The sequence below is a fragment of the Streptomyces sp. NPDC030995 genome (assembly GCF_055571215.1).
Window position 1 is genome coordinate 13,261 of sequence record NZ_JBVIFS010000012.1, and the last position, 18,316, is coordinate 31,576.

13 protein-coding genes are annotated in these 18,316 nt (G+C 72.8%); 7 read left to right on the plus strand and 6 right to left on the minus strand.

The annotated features are described in order from the left end of the window. Positions 1-57: 57 nt before the first annotated feature. The 6 genes from ACZ45T_RS19350 to ACZ45T_RS19375 form a co-directional block, all read right to left on the minus strand. Entirely contained in the window at positions 58-2,880 is a 2,823-nt protein-coding gene (locus ACZ45T_RS19350; protein ID WP_468442792.1) for a TIR-like protein FxsC, read from the minus strand. After that, complete coding sequence (locus ACZ45T_RS19355; RefSeq protein WP_468442794.1) at positions 2,873-3,826, minus strand: AAA family ATPase; 954 nt, start codon at positions 3,824-3,826, stop codon at positions 2,873-2,875. The genes ACZ45T_RS19350 and ACZ45T_RS19355 overlap by 8 nt, the downstream gene beginning before the upstream one ends. Beyond that, entirely contained in the window at positions 3,823-5,835 is a 2,013-nt protein-coding gene (locus ACZ45T_RS19360) for a vWA-MoxR associated conflict system protein (protein ID WP_468442796.1), read from the minus strand. Before ACZ45T_RS19360 ends, ACZ45T_RS19355 begins: the two co-directional genes overlap by 4 nt. Positions 5,836-5,891: 56 nt before the next feature. Next, a complete protein-coding gene (locus tag ACZ45T_RS19365) occupies positions 5,892-6,893 on the minus strand; it encodes a hypothetical protein (protein ID WP_468442798.1) in 1,002 nt (333 codons plus the stop codon). Positions 6,894-7,083: 190 nt separating this feature from the next. Then, a complete protein-coding gene (locus ACZ45T_RS19370) occupies positions 7,084-7,539 on the minus strand; it encodes a GNAT family N-acetyltransferase (protein ID WP_468442800.1) in 456 nt (151 codons plus the stop codon). Positions 7,540-7,911: 372 nt separating this feature from the next. Further along, entirely contained in the window at positions 7,912-8,349 is a 438-nt protein-coding gene (locus ACZ45T_RS19375; protein ID WP_468442801.1) for an SRPBCC family protein, read from the minus strand. Positions 8,350-8,580: 231 nt separating this feature from the next. Here ACZ45T_RS19375 and ACZ45T_RS19380 point away from each other — a divergent pair, with 231 nt between their 5' ends. The 7 genes from ACZ45T_RS19380 to ACZ45T_RS19410 all read left to right on the plus strand — a co-directional run bounded on the left by ACZ45T_RS19380 (position 8,581) and on the right by ACZ45T_RS19410 (position 18,315). Continuing rightward, positions 8,581-12,528: a Pls/PosA family non-ribosomal peptide synthetase gene (locus ACZ45T_RS19380; RefSeq protein WP_468442803.1), complete on the plus strand. Its 3,948-nt coding sequence runs from the start codon at positions 8,581-8,583 to the stop codon at positions 12,526-12,528. Positions 12,529-12,640: 112 nt separating this feature from the next. Then, entirely contained in the window at positions 12,641-14,056 is a 1,416-nt protein-coding gene (locus ACZ45T_RS19385; protein ID WP_468442805.1) for a M1 family metallopeptidase, read from the plus strand. A gap of 55 nt (positions 14,057-14,111) precedes the next feature. Continuing rightward, a complete protein-coding gene (locus tag ACZ45T_RS19390) occupies positions 14,112-14,243 on the plus strand; it encodes a hypothetical protein (protein ID WP_468442807.1) in 132 nt (43 codons plus the stop codon). An 86-nt stretch (positions 14,244-14,329) separates the two neighbouring features. Continuing rightward, a complete protein-coding gene (locus tag ACZ45T_RS19395; RefSeq protein ID WP_468442809.1) occupies positions 14,330-14,965 on the plus strand; it encodes a VOC family protein in 636 nt (211 codons plus the stop codon). 87 nt (positions 14,966-15,052) lie between these two features. Further along, positions 15,053-15,876, plus strand: a protein-coding gene (locus ACZ45T_RS19400; RefSeq protein ID WP_468442811.1) for an IS5 family transposase whose coding sequence is annotated in 2 segments (ribosomal slippage) — positions 15,053-15,395 and positions 15,395-15,876 — 825 coding nt in all. Because the reading frame shifts where the segments join, the coding sequence is not laid out codon by codon here. 196 nt (positions 15,877-16,072) lie between these two features. Next, positions 16,073-17,173 (plus strand): IS110 family RNA-guided transposase, encoded by a 1,101-nt coding sequence (locus ACZ45T_RS19405; protein WP_468443088.1) that lies wholly within the window; start codon positions 16,073-16,075, stop codon positions 17,171-17,173. Between the two features lie 419 nt (positions 17,174-17,592). Beyond that, positions 17,593-18,315, plus strand: coding sequence for a phosphatase PAP2 family protein (locus ACZ45T_RS19410; protein ID WP_468442813.1), 723 nt, complete (start codon positions 17,593-17,595; stop codon positions 18,313-18,315). The last annotated feature ends 1 nt before the right edge of the window (position 18,316 follow it).

Consider the following 18,316-nt stretch of genomic DNA (forward strand, 5'->3'; position numbering starts at 1 on the left):
CCTGCCGGCTCCGCGGTCGGTCCGCGCCCGGACGTCAGACTTCCGTCATCGAATGGGTCAGGGTTCCTCGGCCTCGTTCGGGAAGGCGGGTTCAGGTGAAGGCGGCATGGCCCGCATGGGCCCGAGCAGCCGGGGCCTGGACTCCGGCGGGTACGCCTTGGTGGGCGGGTAGGCCTCGGCGTGCCTGAGGTATTCCTGGTAGGTCGCGGCCACGACTTGCGGCATCACCGCGCCGAAGTCCTCCAAGGTGATCACGCCTGCTGCGGCGGAGGAGCTTCCCAGGGTCCGGCTCATCAGATTCGGAATCGTGCGGGCCAGCCCGCGGGTCAGCTCGGCAATTGAGGCGCGGCTCTGCCGGTCGTGCCCGCTCCAGGCGATGACCAGGCTCGTCCCCGCAGGGTTCTCCACGTCCAGTGCGGCCAGTCCGTCACGCAAGGCCGGCACCTCCAGTGCCCACGGGTCCACGAGCAGGATCAACGGCCCGCGTGGAGGCTCACGGCCGTCGGCTCTGGAGAGCTCCTCGTCGAATGTGGACACGTTCACCTGGTTGTTCAGGTGGAACGCCAGCTCGGTGGCCACGTGCGCCAGTGGCCTGATGGAATCGGGGTAGTACGGATTCCAATCGTCGGGGCTGTCGCCGTAGTAGCGGGCGTCACGTCCCTCAGGAAGGTCGTGCCAGGTGGGCGCCACCACGGCGATGCGCAGATTGCTCAGATTCGAGAACGGCTGTCCGAAGGCGCTCGGGGCCGTCCGGTAGTCGACGCGGCGGCCGACGGGGATGTTCGCGGTGTCCGCCACGCGGATGATCCGCTTGGCCATTTCGTACACCGCCCGCTCGTACTGGTCGGCGTAACGCTGCAGTTTGATCAGAGTGTAGAGACCCTCGGCCGCGTAGTCCTCACCGAACGAGCTGTGGTCGAAGTCCAACCGGCGCACGGCGCCGGGCAGTCGCTCCGGCGCCGTGGGAACCCACAAGGCAGGGACGATCGCCTTCACCGTCGAGGCGCTCCGCGCCTGGTAGTAGGCGGTCCGCTGGGCGAAGGCGAACCACTCCTTGCCGCACGTCTCACTGGCGAAATAGCGCGGGGAATAGAGGGGTACGAACGTCCGGCAGGTCGCCAGCACCTCCCCCAGACGGTCCGACCAGCCCTCTCCGGAGCGGAGTTGCCGGTCCATGAACCCCACCGGATGTCCTCGTGGCAGCTCCGTCATGGCCATCACATGGGCCGACAGGTCGCGGAAGAGCTTCTGGACCCACATGTCCGGGTCCGCGCCGGTTTCGCTGAAGCGCGGCGTGTGCGCGTAGCTGAGGAAGAAGTACGGTCGCTCGTCACCGGTATCCGCCACCGGTTCGGCCACCGGCCCCAGCGTCCGCAGGGTCCCCGGGGACACCTCCGCGAACGGCGCGTCGCCGGACGGGATCCCCGCATCCCCATCGGCGTCGGGGACGAGCGCCGGGAAGCGCGACGCGGCGTCGGCGTGCTCCGCGATGAACCGGCTCACGACGTCCCGGGTGCGCAGCGCGTCGCGTGCGCCGAGGCGGGGAGCGAGCCGTTCGCGGACACCGTCCCGGAAGGTCAGGACCGGGCCGCCGGCCGCCGGACCGCCCTCGCCGACCGACACCAGTCCGCCGACGACCACCTCGGCCATGTCGGCCGGGCTCGCCTCCGGTACCAGTTCCTGCCGTACCAGATGCAGCATCCCCGTGTTCAGCCGCGGGTACGCGGAGCAGAGCACGGCCAGTCGGACGGCGGGCGCGGACGCCCGGTGCAGGAAGGCCTCCGTCAACTGCTCCGCGTCCGAGGGCGGGTTCGGCGTTGCGGGCGTGCGGCCCACCGTGCCCGGCTCCGGGACCAGCACCGCCTCGCAGCCCTCGGGGTCCCCGCGCATGAGCGTGCGGGCCCAGCGCGCGAAGGAGCGCGGTGTCAGTCCCACGACCGGCAGGGGCAGCCAGCCGGTCCGGCGGTCGCCCGGCAGGTCGAACACGTCCTCCATCAGCGGCGGCGCCAGGAAGTGCAAGCGGGCGTTGGGTATGCCGGGCGCGCCGGGAGTGGTGACCTTGACCGCCGGGAGATCGAGCCCCGTGTGCCGCCAGATCTTCGGTGGCAGCGGGTTCACGAGCACGGTGGGGGCGGCGCCGGCCCAGGCGTGGATCCGGTCCCAGAGCCCGTCCTCGCCGCCGATCCCCGATGCGCAGTCCGAGAGGACGAGCACCAGCCGGCGCTGCCGCGCCGTCCGGGACCCGGCGCCGCGAGGGCACGGCTCCGCCTCCCCGGCATCCACCTCCCGCACCCGCAGCGTGCGGAAGGCTCCCGTCGTGACGAGGACCTTCAGCAACTCCTCGACGGTATCGCCCCACACGGCCATGGTCGGCGACCGGTCGAGGACGACGGTCAGGTCGAACCAGCGCTCCGGGGCCGGGCGGAAGGCGGGCAGGAGTTCGCCGCTGCGGGCGTAGCCGGACACCGTCTCCGCGATGTCCAGCTGTTGTCTGCGCCCCGCCGCCCACGGCCGGCGCAGCGGACGCAGAGCGCGGGCGATCTCCCGGGCCCGGGGCAGCGCGGACCCCCGGGGTACGGACACCGCCCGGGCGGGCACCCCGTCGCCGCCGGGCGCCGGAGGGCCGTACACCGGGGCCGTCAAGCGATGCCAGGAGCTGAGCAGTTCACGCGGGTCGACAATCCCGGCGGAGTCGGCCGCGGCCGACTCCGTGCCCTCCTCGCCGGCCCCCTCCGCGCGCCCGCTCCGCTTCCGGGCGGCGAGCCAGAGCAGCTCGGCGACGGAGAGTCCGTCCAGGTCGCGGCCGAGTCCGTGGAGCGCCGACACCACCGCCGCCAGCGGGTCCTCGGGTTCCGTGCGGTCCAGGGGTTCCTCAGGCACCCGAGAGGTCCTTCATGAGGAGGGCGATGAGCCGCTCGCGCTCGGTGCCCTGCGAGCGGGTGGGCCCGTTCAACAGGTGCAGGGTGCCCAGGAGTTGGTCGACGGCCACGCTCTCGCCCGATGCGACCCGGCGGACGAACTCGTCGACGAGTTCCGCGGTCGGCCCCGATGCGCCCACCTCCAGCCCCAGATGGCCGCGGACCACGTCACGGATGAGCGCGGCCGTCGGCTTGGGCATGGTGTAGCGCACGCAGCGGCGCAGGAAGGGCGCGGGCAGCTCCTGTTCGCCGTTGCTCGTCATCACGATGAAGGGGAACTCGGTGCACTGCACGTGGCCGTCCTCCACCACGTGCCGGACCTCGCTCTCCCATGTCCGTACGCGGGCGGTGTGCTGCTCCTCGCGCATCAGCTCGGTGATGCGGAACTCCCCGCGTTCCAGGACGTCGAGGAGGTCTCCGGGCAGGTCGAGGTCGGCCTTGTCGATCTCGTCGATGAGCAGCGCGCGCGGCCGCTTCGACGGCAACAGCGCGGTTCCCAGCGGCCCGAGGGTCAGGAAGGCCGCCACATCGTCCACCCCCGCGTCCCCGCCCGCCTGCGCCTTCTCCTGCTGGAGCCGGTGGGCGTGGATGCGGCCCAGGGCGTCGTAGCGGTAGAGCGCGTCCGCGAGGCTGCTGCGCGAGGTGATGTGCCAGAGCAGTACGGGCCCCAGCGCGAGCTCCGTGGCGACCTGTTCGATCACCGTGGACTTCCCGGTGCCGGGGCCGCCGGTGATCAGCAGCGGCCGGCGCAGCGCGAGGGCCGCGTTCACCGCCTCGGTCAGCCCTGCCGGGGGCCGGAACACGCCGGCCGCCGAGCTCCTGGGAAAGGTGCGCCAGGGGGGCGGTTCGGGCAGGGCCGTGTCGCCCCTCGGCACGCCGTCGCCTCGGTAGTACGCGTCCCGGGTCATGGGGTCCCCTCATCTCGGTTGCGGGCCGGGGGAGTCGCGGTCCTGAAGAACCGGCAGAAGCGCAGCCAGTCCTCGTCGTCCCAGACGGCCCGGAGATCGGCCAGGTCCGCCCCGGCGACTCCGCGCCAGCGGTCCCGGTAGGCACGCGCGAGGGCGCCCGGCATGGCCCACCAGCTCCGGTCGAGGCAGCCGTGCCGCTCCCGCGGGAATCCGTCCGGAGCGTGCGGCCACAGCAGTACGGGCGTGTAGGCGAGCAGCATCTCCATGAGCCGGGCGTCGGCGCCCGGGTGCTGGGTGAGGCCGATGCCCCGCGTGTAGCGACCGTTGCGCAGATGCCCGCGCAGGAGGTGCGGATCGGCCAGGTCCTCGTACGCGAGCCAGTCGACGGGCGTGCCGGCCTGGTGCTGCGCGATCGACTGCCAGCGCTCGGCGACGACGGGCTCGATGCTGCGCAGCACGGCGTCCGGGGTGAGCCGGTTGCTCCAGTGCAGCCGCACCTCGTAGCGGATCCCCAGCAGCATGGCGACCCCGGCCTCCTCGGGCCGCCACGCCAGGAGCAGTCCGCTGGGTACGGCCAAGTCGAGTCGTTTCAGGGGCAGATCCAGCATCCGGGCGTGCTCCTCGGCCCACAGCACCGCGTCCTCGACCGCGTTCTCGGCGCCCTTGCGGTCCGCCGTCTCGCTGGGGAACTGCTCGTGGTGGATCATCGCCCCGTCCAGGAGCAGCCATCCGTCGAGCACTTCGGGCCAGTCCCCGGTGAGGGAGGAGTGCAGGCTGACGACGAGGCCGAGGCGCTGGCCCTCCGTACGCCGGGCGGCGTGCTCGATGGCGTCGTTGACCTCGACGGGGGCTTCGATCTGCTGGGCCCAGAAACGCAGTTCGGGGTCCTTGAGGTCCTTCCCGCAGGCCAGGCCGAGCAGCGCCACGAAGCGGGTGACGGTGCGCCTGCCGTCCGGGTCGGTGGCGGGATGGTTGAAGGTCAGCTCGTCGATGACGGCGACGTCGGTGAGGTGGGGGTTGTCGGCCGGCAGCCGGCCCTCGGCCGCCAGCATGGTGTGCAGCGCGTGCCGGATCCGGGCGGTGGTCAGTTCGCCGCCGAGCCAGCCCCGGACGAACGCGACCGTGCGCACCGCGACGAGCAGCCCGTCGACGCCGCGCAGCGCGCGCTCACGGGCCGGGGCGGGCGGGTGCGACAGGAGTTCCGCCCGGCACCGCAGGGCCGCCCGCAGGTCCGGGGCGGCGTCGGGCACGGGCATCCGCGGGTCCACGGCCGCGAGCGCCTCCGTCAGCTCCTCCGCCGCGAGCCGGCCGCCGAGCCCGCCGAGCAGGCCTTCGCGGACCCGGGCGTTGCGCGCGATCCACAGCGGCTCCCGCGCCGCGCCGTCTCCGTCGTAGTCGAATCCCGTGACGCTCTGGCCGATGACGACGGTGCGCAGGGCGTCGCGTACGTCGCTCACGCCCAGGGTGCCGCCCGCCCCGGGCCGTCCGGTGCGCAGGAGTTCGGTCAGGTGCCGGGAGAAGGCGAGATCGACCGCCGGCTGGCCCAGGGACGAGGCCATCAGCAGGCCCAGCCGGGTGCGGCCGCCCCGTGCGCCCCCGGCGAGGTCCTCGGCCGGGGGCGGCGCGCCGCCCGCGTGGCAGGTGTCGACGAGGCCGAGTACGCCGTCGATTCCGGGGTGGTCCACGGCGACGGCCAGCAGATCGCTCACGTTCACGGAGTCGTGCCGGAGGTCTTCCGTGGAGTCCTCGCACATGAGGTGCAGGGTGCTGGTCCGGCCGGGCGCGAAGCCGTGGCCGAGGAAGGCGAGGACCAGCGCGGCATGGTGGCGGGCCGCGTATCCGATGGCCTCGTCCACCGTTTCCCGGACGGCGCTGCTGGTCAGGCCGTCACCGGCGACCAGTGCGCTGCGCCCGTCCGGCAGGCCGGGTTCGCACGCGCCGAGCGAGGGGTCGGTCAGTACCTCGTACAGCCCGGTGGCCGCCTCCTCCAGTCGCTGCAGCCGCACCATCGACCCACACTGCGGGGCCACCACCAGGACGTGACGGCGGCCGGTCAGGCCGCCTCTCACCCGGAGCCACCGCCGCTGCCGGGTCCACCCGCCGTTCCGGCCAGCGCCTCCGCGACGGGGCCGGCGACGGCCGGCTGGGCGAGGTACTTCTCGGCGTCGTGGACCCAGGTGCCGTCCGAGTCCACGCGCCGGCTGGTCGGGGCGACCCCGCCGCCACTGGGGCGTAACTCCCTCTCCAGGTGGGGCCGGACGGCGATGATGTCGTCCCGGTCCCAGAAGTTCAGCCACGCGCCGACGCATCCGGGGACACTGGGGGGCTGGGGGAGGAGCCGGGGCCACACCACGGTCCGCGTGGCGATCGGCGAGCCGAGGGTCACGAACAGCGGGATGGGCGTGGTGACTTGGTGCAGGGTTTCCAGGGCCACGACGGAACCCAGGGAATGCGCCACCACGACGGCCGGTCCGTCCCCGATCGCCTCGGCGACCCGGGCACGGATCCGGCGGTCGAGGCTGATGCCCTGGTCGTCGGGCTCGGCGCGCGCCAAGTAGCGGGCCACTTGGCCGAGGTGGCTCACCATCATCTTGGGAGTGATCCAACGGGCCGCGGCGCCCCACGGTTTGAGGGACAGCAGTGTGGTCGCGACGTTGAGCGCGCGGCGTACGACCGCCAGGCTGCCCTGCTCCTGCGCTCTCGGCAGGGCCTGCGCCCGGGCGTGATCGAGGATCTTGCGGTCCCGCTCGTCGGAATGCTCCGCGGCCAGTCCGTCCACCCAGGCGACGAGCAGATCCGAGAGGATCTCCGCCTCCTCCTCCGCCTCCGCCCCGGCCTCACCGGCGCCGGCGGGGGCGTCCCCGCCCTGGGCCTGCCCGCGCCCGAAGAGGTCGGCGTAGTGGACGAACGTGTGCCCGCCCGAGCCGTCGGAGAGCAGGTCACGGGCGGCTGCGGAGTGCCCGGCCGCCCGCATCCCGGTGGCCAGGGCCCGGGTCCAGGCGGTGAGCTCCCGGGCCGGGTCGCGAAGGCCGCCGATCCCGTGGACGAATACCAGGCGCGACTGCATCAACCGCCTCCCCATGGCAAAAGCGCAGTGTCCACGCAGGCTAACAACCGCCGGAGGCGTGTGGGTCCTGATCGCTATACACGGCCGGGCCGGGCAGTGCCGTGGCCGCGACACCGGAGGTTCGAAGCGCGGCACGACACGCCGGCGCCGGGGTGGTGGCCTTCCACTGGGCGCGGCGGTGGCGGTCGCTTCAGCTGGCAGGTGCCATGTCGTACGTGACCCACATGGTCCGCGTGGCCACCTGGTCGTACTTCGACCTCGCCCGGTGGTTGTCGTCGGCGGTGATCCACCGCACCACGCTCCAGCCGCGCTCGGCGGCGAGCGCGCGCAGCGCGCCGAGCAGGGCGTCGGCGGCGCCCGAACCGCGGTGATCCGGCGCCACGAACAGGTCGTCGAGGAAGCAGCCGACCGTCGCGGAGAGCGGCCGCGCGAAGGGACGGTAGTGGGCCAGGCCGAGCAGCCGGCCGTCGGGGCCCTCGGCCACCAGAGCGCCGACCTCGTGGTCGGGGTCGGTCACCCACGACCACACCATGGCGGCCGCCTCCTCGGTCTGCTCCACCTTGTAGAAGTCGGCATAACCGCGGTAAAGGGCGCGCCACTGCGCGAAGTCCTCGGCCTGCGCGGCACGTACCTTGATGTCGGACATGTGGCTGAACTCCCGTGATCGAAAGCGTGCGGAGGGGGCAGAGAACCGATCATGCTGGAGCCGGCCGACGGAGGCAGGCGCCGGGGTGTCGAATCACGGGCCGCCGGAGCGCCGCCATGGACAGGTGCCCCGGGCGCCGGGGACTGCTAGTGCTGTGGCCGGAAAGGTTTGCCGGGTCGCGGCGTCCGGTGCCATGGGGCCTCCCCAGGCCCGCAGGGCCTAGGGGACGCATCGCAAGGCGGAGGGCCGCAGCTCGTACTGGACGTACCAGCGCGGTCCGACAACGCGGCGAGGTGCCGTGCCGGGGGCCGTGACCCGGTGAACCTTTCCGGTCACAGCACTAGCGGCCGCCGCCTTCGTCCGCCCGGCGGCTCACGCCCAGTCGTCCGGGCCGGGGTCGCCGCCTTCTGCCCAGGTCACCAGGCGTCGGACGTAGTGCGTCCAGCCCTCGGCGTGGGCGGTGCAGGCCCCGGGGGAGGGGAGCCCGCGGTGCGTCAGACGCAGCAGGGTTCCCTCGTCGACCGGTTCGAGGGTGATCTCCACGGTGCTGGAGCCGGGAGGCACGGCTGCGTCGCCCTCGGCCCAGCCCCAGGTGAAGACGATCCGCCAGGGCGGGTCGATCTCGAGGAACCGCCCCGCGGCGACGTCGTCGCCGCGGACGTTGGTCCGGTAGGCGCCGCCGGGCTCGAAGGCGAACTCGCCGTCCTTGCCCATCCACGCGAGCCACTTGTCGTCTTCGGTGAGGAAGGAGAACACCGTCCAGGGGCGCGCGGCGATGTGCCGCTCCAGCGTGACTGCGTCCGTGTTCATTGCGGCCCCTCCGGACTGGCGCTTCGTGCGGCCTTGGCGCAGCGTAACGCCCGTCCGCTTCGCCCGGTGTTCGCTTTATCGTTCCTTCCCGGCCATGCGCAAGACTTCGACGGGAAAATCCTTGATCGCGCACTAGACTGGCGGGTTGTTTGGCGCTGGAACGGAACAACCTGGGCAGACCCGGGCTCCGCCGGCGACCCGGACGCAACCGGGAACGAGACGCGAGGGCCGATGTCAGCCACACCTGAGCGCGGTGAACTCACTCTGCTCGACGACGGCGCAACGCGCGAGGAGTCCGTCAAGTTCGCCCGGTTCGCCGCCGGGCCCGCCGCCCCCGCGCGCACCCTCGTCGACATCTTCGAGGCCTCCGTACGGGCGTACCCCGACGAGCTCGCCCTGGACGACGGCTCCGAGCAGCTGACCTACCGGGCGCTGGCCGCCGAGGTCGAGCGCCGGCGGCGTGCCCTCGCGGCCGCCGGGGTGGGTCTCGGCGACCGGGTCGGCGTCCGCGTGCCGTCCGGGACCAACGAGCTGTACGCGGGCATCCTCGCCGTACTCGCCGCGGGCGCCGCCTACGTACCTGTCGATGCCGAGGACCCGGACGAGCGGGCCGAGCTGGTCTTCGGCGAGGCCCGGGTGCGGGCGGTGCTGGGCGCCGGACAGCGCATCGACGTCACCGGCCCCGACGAGGACCCCGACGAGGACCGCCCCGCCGGGGACCGCCCCGCCGGTGCCGGAGCGTCCGTCGCGCGGCCCGGACCCGAGCACGACGCCTGGATCATCTTCACCTCCGGCTCCACCGGCAAGCCCAAGGGCGTCGCCGTCAGCCACCGCAGCGCCGCCGCCTTCGTGGACGCCGAGGCCGCGCTGTTCCTCGCCGAGGAGCCGATCGGACCCGGCGACCGCGTCATGGCAGGACTGTCCGTCGCCTTCGACGCCTCCTGCGAGGAGATGTGGCTGGCCTGGCGCTACGGCGCCTGCCTCGTGCCCGTACCCCGCTCCCAGGTGCGCAGCGGCGCCGACCTCGGGCCCTGGCTGGTGGACCAGGAGATCACCGTGGTGTCCACCGTCCCCACCCTGGCCGCGCTCTGGGAGCCCGAGGCCCTGAACGAGGTCCGGCTGCTGATCTTCGGCGGCGAGGCCTGCCCGCCCGAGCTGACCCAGCGCCTGGTCACCGAGGGCCGCGAGGTCTGGAACACCTACGGGCCCACCGAGGCCACCGTCGTCGCCTGCGCCGCACTCCTGACCGGTGAGGAGCCGATCCGGATCGGTCTCCCGCTGGACGGCTGGGAACTGGCCGTGGTCGACGAGTCCGGCGAGCCCGTGCCGATGGGCGGCAGCGGCCAGCTCGTCATCGGCGGCGTCGGCCTCGCCCGCTACCTCGACCCCGAGAAGGACGCCGAGAAGTACGCCCCGCTGGAGTCCCTCGGCTGGCAGCGCGCCTACCGCAGCGGCGACCTCGTCCGCGCGGAACCGGAAGGGCTGGTCTTCCTCGGCCGCGCCGACGAGCAGATCAAACTCGGCGGCCGCCGCATCGAGCTGGGCGAGGTGGACGCCGCCCTGCAGGCACTGCCCGGCGTGGCCGGCGCGGCCGCCGCCGTCCGCACGGCCCGCAGCGGCAACCAGCTGCTCGTCGGCTACCTCGTCACCCAGGAGGGCTGGGACCACGCCGCGGCCGTGACCCGGCTGCGCGCCGAGCTGCCCGCGGCCCTCGTGCCGCTGCTCGCGCCCGTCGGCGAACTGCCGACCCGCACCTCCGGCAAGGTGGACCGGGACGCGCTGCCCTGGCCGCTGCCCGAACTGGAGACCACCGGCCCCACCGAGCAGCTGTACGGCACGGAGGCCTGGCTCGCCGAGCAGTGGAGCGAGACCCTCGGCGTGGCCGTCACCGGCGCCGCCGACGACTTCTTCGCGATCGGCGGCAACAGCCTCGCCGCCGCCCAGCTCACCACCCGGCTGCGCACCCGCTACCCGCGCGCGGCCGTACTCGACATCTACCAGCAGCCCACCCTGCGCAAGCTGGCCCGGCGGCTGGAGAAATCCGTACAGGACGACGGCGCCGCCCGGACCGTCGTACCGGTCCCGCTCCGCTCCCAGGTGGCGCAGTCGCTCCTGCTGCTCCCGCTGTTCACCCTGGTCGGCCTGCGCTGGACGGTGGCGCTGCTGGCCCTGGGCAACGTACTGAGCTGGTTCGGCACCTATCCGTGGGCGCCGACCGCGCCCTGGTGGCTCGTCGCCGCCGGTGCGGCGCTGCTCTTCAGCCCCCCGGGCCGGCTCGCGATCGCGGCCGGCGGCGCCCGCCTCCTGCTGCGCGGGGTGAAGCCGGGACGCTACCCGCGCGGCGGAAGCGTGCACCTGAGGCTCTGGACGGCCGAGCGGCTGGCCGAGTACGTCGGCGCGACCTCGCTCACCGGCTCCTGGCTGGAGCGCTACGGCCGGGCCCTCGGCGCCAAGATCGGCCCCGAGGTGGACCTGCACTCGCTGCCCCCGGTCACGGGCATGCTCAAGCTCGGCCGCGGCTGCGCCGTCGAGTCCGAGGTCGACCTCTCCGGGCACTGGCTGGACGGCGACCGCCTCGAAATCGGCCCGGTCAAGGTCGGCGCGGGCGCCGTGGTCGGCACCCGCAGCATCCTCTTCCCCGGCGCGCGCGTCGGCAAGCGGGCCGAAGTGGCCCCCGGCTCCGCCGTGGTCGGCCAGATCCCGACCGGCCAGCGCTGGGCCGGAGCGCCCGCCGGCAAGCTCGGCAAGGCCAAGCGCAACTGGCCCAAGGAACGCCCGCCGCGCTCGGTCCACTGGCGCGCCATGTACGGGGCGACCGGCTTCGGCCTCACCGCCCTGCCCGTGCTCGCCACCCTGCCCGCCCTGCTCGTGGTGAGCCGGTTCGTGCCCGCCGGCGCCGGGCTCGCCCCGGCCCTGCGCGGAGCGCTGCTCGCCGTGGTCCCCGGGGCGCTCGCCTACGGGTTCGCGTACGCGCTCCTGCTGCTGGTCTCCGTGCGCCTGCTCAGCCTGGGCCTGCGTACCGGAAGCCATCCGACGCACAGCCGGGTCGGCTGGCAGGCCTGGACCGTCACCCAGCTGATGGACCTGTCCCGGGGAACGCTCTTCCCGCTGTACGCCGGGCTCATCACCCCGGTGTGGCTGCGGCTGCTCGGCATGAAGATCGGCCGCGGCGCGGAGGTGTCCACCGTGCTCGCGCTGCCGAGTCTGACCACCGTGGGCGAAGGCGCGTTCCTCGCCGACGACACCCTGACCGCCCCCTACGAACTGGGCGGCGGCTGGGTGCGGATCGGGCACTCCGAGATCGGCCGCCGGGCCTTCCTCGGCAACTCCGGGATGACCGCGCCGGGCCGCACCGTGCCGGACGACGGGCTGGTCGGCGTCCTGTCCGCGACCCCGAAGAAGGCCAAGAAGGGCAGCTCGTACCTGGGCCTGCCCCCGGTCCGGCTGCCGCGGTCCGCCGCGGACGCCGACCAGAGCCGGACGTACGATCCGCCCGCGCACCTGCTGTGGGCGCGCGGCCTGGTGGAGCTGTGCCGACTCGTCCCCGTCTTCTGCTCGGCCGCGCTGGCCGTGCTGACCGTGGCGGCGCTCTGCGCGCTGATCACCACGAGCGGTCTGGGGATCGGGGGCGCCGCGCTGCTGTCCGGAGCGGTCCTGCTCGCCGCCGGCGCGGCCGCGTGCCTGGTCTCGGTGGTCGCGAAATGGCTGCTGGTGGGCCGCCACCGGGCGGGCGAGCACCCGCTGTGGAGCGGCTTCGTCTGGCGCAACGAGCTGGCCGACACCTTCGTCGAGGTGCTGGCCGTGCCGTGGCTGGCCGGATCGGTACCCGGTACGCCGTTGCTGGCCCTGTGGCTGCGCGGGCTCGGGGCACGGATCGGCCGGGGCGTCTGGTGCGAGAGCTACTGGCTGCCCGAGACGGACCTGGTGGTACTGGGCGACGCGGTCAGCGTGAACCGCGGCTGTGTGTTGCAGACTCACCTCTTCCACGACCGGATCTTGAGGACGGATACTGTGGTCCTCCGTGAGGGCGCCACCCTGGGCCCGGGCGGAATCGTCCTGCCCGGGAGCACGGTCGGGGCCCGCAGCACACTGGGCCCCGCCTCTCTCGTCATGGCCGGGGAATCCGTCCCCGCCGACAGCCGCTGGCTGGGCAATCCGATCGAGGCGTGGCGGTCCTGACGGCGCCGTCCGCGCGGCGGCCGGGACCGGCGCCGCCGTCAGCGGCAGCGTCAGTGGCAGCGGGCGCACACCAGCACGTCGTACGAGCACAGCGCAGGGAGCGGAAGCGGCAGTGAGCGGCCAGAACACAGCGGCATCGGCGGCATCGGACCCGTACTTCCCGGCCAACGGCGACGCCCGTTACCGCGTGCACCGGTACGAACTCGCTCTGGAATACCGTCCCGGCCCCAACCGGCTGGCCGGGACGGCCCGGCTCAGCGCGATCGCCGGGCGGGCGCCGCTCACCGAGTTCCACCTGAACCTGGCCGAGTTCAAAATAGGCCGGGTCCTGGTGAACGGCCGGGCGCCGCACTACACCCACCGCGGCGGCAGACTCCGGATCCGGCCCGCCAAGCCGCTGCCCGCCGGCTCCGCCTTCACCGTGGAGGTGCACTGGGCGGGCAACCCCAAGCCGGTGCGCAGCCCCTGGGGCGGCCTCGGCTGGGAGGAACTGACCGACGGCGCGCTGGTGGCCAGCCAGCCGATCGGCGCGCCCTCCTGGTACCCGTGCAACGACCGGCCCGCCGACAAGGCCTCGTACCAGATCTCGGTCAACACGCCGTCCGCCTACACGGTGGTCATCGGCGGCCGGCTGCTCACCCGTACGACCCGGGCCAGCTCGACCACCTGGGTGTACGAGCAGTCCGCGCCGACCTCCAGCTACCTGGTGGGCCTGTCCATCGGCATGTACCAGACCGTGCTGCTCGGTGACCCCGGGCTCGGCGGCGTCCCGCAGAGCGCCCACGTGCCGGCGCACCTGCTGCCGCAGTTCTCCCGCGACTTCGCCCGGCAGCCCGCCATGATGCGGCTGTTCGAGGAGCTGTTCGGGCCCTACCCCTTCGGCGAGTACGCCGTGGTCGTCGCCGACGAGGAACTGGACGTCCCGGTCGAGGCCCAGGGGCTCTCGCTGTTCGGCGCCAACCACGTGGACGGCGTACGCGGTTCTGAGCGGCTCATCGCCCACGAGCTCGCGCACCAGTGGTTCGGCAACAGCGTGACCATCGCCGACTGGCGGCACATCTGGCTGAACGAGGGCTTCGCGAAGTACGCCGAATGGCTCTGGTCCGAGCGCTCCGGCGGCCGCACCGCGCACGAGCTGGCGGCCGCCGCACACCGGCTGCTGGCCTCGCAGGCGCAGGACATGCGGCTGGCCGACCCGGGCCGCAAGCTGATGTTCGACGACCGCCTCTACCAGCGCGGAGGTCTCGCCGTGCACGCGGTCCGCTGCGCCCTCGGCGACGGCGCGTTCTTCCGGATGCTGCGCGACTGGGCCTCCGTGCACCGCCACGGCCTGGTGACCACCGCCGGCTTCACCGCCCACGTGGCCCGCTACGCCGCCGACCCGGTGGACGACCTGCTCGCGGCCTGGCTGTACGAGCCGTCGCTCCCGCCGCTGCCCTCGGCGCCCGCGCTGTCGTCCATGCCGGCGCGGCCCGGGTACCCGCCGACGAACGGCGGGCCGGCCGGCCGGGGGAAGGCCTCCGCCTAGAGCCAGTCTCTTGGAAGTGCGGTGCGCATGGTGCTGCATGCCGGATCGAAATCCTGTGGCAGCAGCGCTCGCCCCGCAGCGGCTGATCGAGCAGGTCGTGGGCCTCGACGAGGCGGCAGCGCTGCTGCCTGGCTTCGACCGGGCCTCCCCCGCCGGGATGACGATGATCGATCCGCTCCACGGCTGAATCCACGGCGGACGCGGCCGGGGCGGCGGGCGTGGCGTCGGGCGTGGCGTCGGGATTTGTACGGGTTGTCGGGTGATGATGGCGCAGTGCTACTTGATCACGTGTCCTATGCGGTGGCCCGCGACAGCTTCGTCTCGACCGTCCAGTGGATCGGATCGGCCCTCGGCGCCGGGTTCGTCGACGGGGGCGTGCACCCGCGATTCGGCACCCGCAATTTTATTCTCCCGCTGAGCGGCGGCACCTACGTCGAGGTCGTCACCACACTCGACCACCCCGCCGCCGACCGCGCACCCTTCGGCCGGGCGGTCGCGCGCCGCGCCGCCGAGGGCGGCGGCTGGCTCGGTTGGGTGGTCTCCGTCGACGACATCGCCCCGGTCGAGGCCCGCCTCGGCCGCACCTCGGCCGAGGGCCACCGTGTCCGCCCCGACGGGTTCGACCTGAGGTGGAAGCAGATCGGCCTGCTGGAACTGCTGGAGGACCCGCAACTGCCCTACTTCCTTCAGTGGTTGGTCCCCATCGAGGAGCGCCCGAGCGCCGACCCGCGCACCTCCACCACCATCCACGGGGTCTCCATCGCCGGCGACGCCGCCTCCATCGCCGAATTCCTCGGCGAACCGGCCGACCACCCCCTCGACCAGATCGACGTCACCTGGGTCGAGGATGAGGAACCGGGCCTTGTCTCGGTTGAGTTCGCCACCGCCCACGGCCCGGTCACGATCTGACCAGGGCCCGACTGCCCCGCGGGAGCTGCCGGCTGGGGTCTCCTGGCTAGCGCGTGTCTCTTTGATGGGTTGGTCAGTTGATCGGATGTGTCTGCCCGATTAGTGATCACTGATGCGATGTGGGGCCGGATCGAGCCGCTGATGCCGGCCGATCCGGACCGTGGACGGCGGTGGGCTGATCACCGGCGAACGCTCGAGGCCATCGCGTGGAAGTACCGCACCAACTCGCCCTGGCGGGACCTGCCCGACGAGCTCGGCCCGTTCCAGACCGCCCACAAACGGCTGATCAGATGGGCCGTCGACGGAACCTGGCAGAACATCCTGACCGCCGTGCCGGCGGCCGCGGACGCCGGTGACGACATCGGCTGGACGGTCTCGGTCGACTCCACCGTCGTCCGCGCCCACCAGCATTCCGCCGGAGCACGCAAAAAGGGGCCGAAGGCCGCAGCGAGCCCGCCGACCACGCCCTCGGACGCTCACGCGGCGGCCTGAGCACCAAGGTCCACCTGGCCGCCGACGACCGTGCACGGCCCCTGGCCCTGACCGTCACCGCGGGCCACGCACCCGCCTTCGAAGCGGTCATGGCCCGCATCCGCGTGCCACGAAGCGGGCCCGGCAGGCCCCGAACCCGGCCGTTGGCCGTGCTCGCGGACCAGGCCTACTCCTCCCGTGCCATCCAGTCCCACCTGCGACGACGCGGGATCCGCGCGGTCATCCCGCAGCCGTCCGACCAGATCGGCCACCGCCTGCGGCGAGGACGCCGAGGCGGCCGCCCGCCCGGCTTCGACGCCGAGATCTACAAGCAGCGGAACAGCGTCGAACGCTGCATCAACCACCTCAAGCAGTGGCGCGGCCTGGCCACACGATGCGACTGTGAGGATGTTGGGGTGCCGCTTCGGGCGGTGGCCTGACTCGCGATACGACTGGCCCTGGTGCCTTGAGTTTGATCTGTCGGCCATTGCTCGGGGCGGTATTCGCTGCCGCCGGGCAGGGGATGTGTCCCGATAGGGGCCTTCGCGACAGGCACCGTCACAGTCTTGACCGCCCCCGGGCCGGCGACGGCCACCGGTTCCCGAGGCGATCAGGAGACAGGCGACCTTGACCAGCATCACGCAGTCCACCACCCCATGTCACGTCCCGGAGGATGTCGAGGACGTCCTGCTCGGCGTGGACACTCACAAGGATGTCCACGCCGCAGCCGTCGTCACCGTGCTCGGCGCCGCCCTGGACGGTCGCAGCTTCCCCGCGACCGCCGATGGCTATCGGCAACTCCTCGACTGGGCAAGGTCATTCGGCGTGCTGCGGCGGGCCGGCGTCGAGTGCACCGGCTCCTACGGAGCCGCCCTGACCCGTCACCTGCGGGCCGAGGGTATCGAGGTGATCGAGGTCAACCAGCCTGACAAGGCCGCCCGACGCCGTCACGGCAAGACCGACGCCATCGACGCCGAGGCCGCCGCCCGCGCTGTGCTGACCGGACGCGCCACCGCCGCGGCGAAGACCGGCGACGGTCCAGTCGAGATGCTCCGGCTGTTCAAGCTGGCGAAGGGGTCCGCGATCAAGTCCAGGACCCAGGCGATCAACCAGCTCAAGAGCGTCCTGGTCTCAGCTGACTCCGCCCTCCGCGAGTCGCTGGCCGGGCTGAGCAACCCGCACCTGTTCAAGCGGTGCGCCGACCTCGACCCCCAGCACGCGAGGGAGCCGGCCGGGGCCGCCCGTCACACCTTGAGGCTGCTGGCCCGCCGCATCCGGCACCTGACCGAAGAGATCGACGATCTCAACAAGCGGATAGCCGAGGCCGTCGAAGTCAGCACGCCGGGCCTGCTGGAAGTCCGTGGCGTCGGCCCGGACAGCGCCGCTGCCCTGCTCATCTCGGCCGGCGACAACCCCGAGCGACTCGTCAGCGAGGCGTCCTTCGCAGCCTTATGCGGCACCAGCCCGGTCGAGGCTTCCTCCGGGAAGACACAGCGCCGCAGGCTGAACCGCGGCGGCGACCGCCAGGCGAACGCCGCCCTCTACCGGATCGTCCTCAGCCGTCTGCGCTGGGACGACCGCACCCGCGACTACCTGCAACGACGTCTGACCGAGGGCAAGACACGCCGCGAGATCATCCGCTGCCTCAAACGCTACGTCGCACGAGAGATCTACCGACTTCTCGTCCCAGCGAACACTCCGGCTGACCAGTCAGGACCCGCCTGCGTCGCTGCTTGACATCCATAGGGGCATCAAACTCGCCACCGCCTACCAGGCAGCACTCCACCTCGCCGCGATCCTCATCTGGGCACGACGCTGACCGAAGAGACAGAACCTAGCGGGCGCGATCAGCGCGATCAGGTCGATGAGCGCGATCAGGTCGATCGGCGGTCTGTCCGAAAGTTATGTTGCCTTTGTAGCGAGAGCCACGTAGGCGCGATACTCTCCGCTGGCGCGACGCTACCACCCGTTGCCGCTCCGGCCCGACCGCCGTCGATCGACGGTGTCCGCGGCGCCGCTTTCCCCTACCCTTCTCCGGCCCGGCCGCAGCGTGAGGCGTACACGCCCGCTCGCGTCCGCCGGATCGGTGTACCCGCCTCCCGTTCCCTCCCGTGCTCGCACGCCGGGAGGGCGATCGCGACAGTAGGCAGACAGACATGGCTCACTCGAACTCCGCGAAGCATTCGCTCCCGATGGCGTCCGTTGCTTCTCGGCACCACGTCCCCGCTCCACCCCCGCGCGGCGCCCTGCTGTCCGGGGCGGCGCTCTTGCTGACGGCTCTGTCCCTCGGTCTCCTGCTCAGCGGCGGGCAGCAGCCCTTCTTCCAGGCGCTCGACGACCGCTGGGCGCGGTCGATGGACGGGGGTGGGGGCGATGGAGCGGCCGCCGGCCTCGCCTTCCTGCTCGACCGGCTCGGCGGCCCGCTGGGGACGGTCATCCCGCTCGCGCTGGCCGGCGGCCTCTGCGTCTTCGGGCGCTGGCGCTCGGGGCTGTTCGCCTTCACGGCCGCCGTCCTGGCGAACGTGCTGGTGGTGCTTCCGCTGAAGTCGCTGGCCGACCGCCCGAGGCCGCCGCACCCGCTGGTGCTGGTCAACGACGGCTCGTACCCCTCCGGCCAGGTCTTCACCGCCGTGACGGTCGTCATCGTGGCCGGCGTCGTGCTGTTTCCGCCCCGCGCGAGGCGCTGGTGGTGGCTCTTCGGAGCCCTGTACGTCGCGGCCATGATGTGGAGCCGGACCTGGCTGCACGCGCAGTGGCTCAGTGACACCGTCGCCGGCGCGCTGCTGGGGGGCGGGGTGTGTCTGCTGCTGCACCGGGCCTTCGCCTCGCTGCTGGAGCGCGAGGCGGTCCTCGCCGCGGAGGACCGGCTATGGCTGTAGC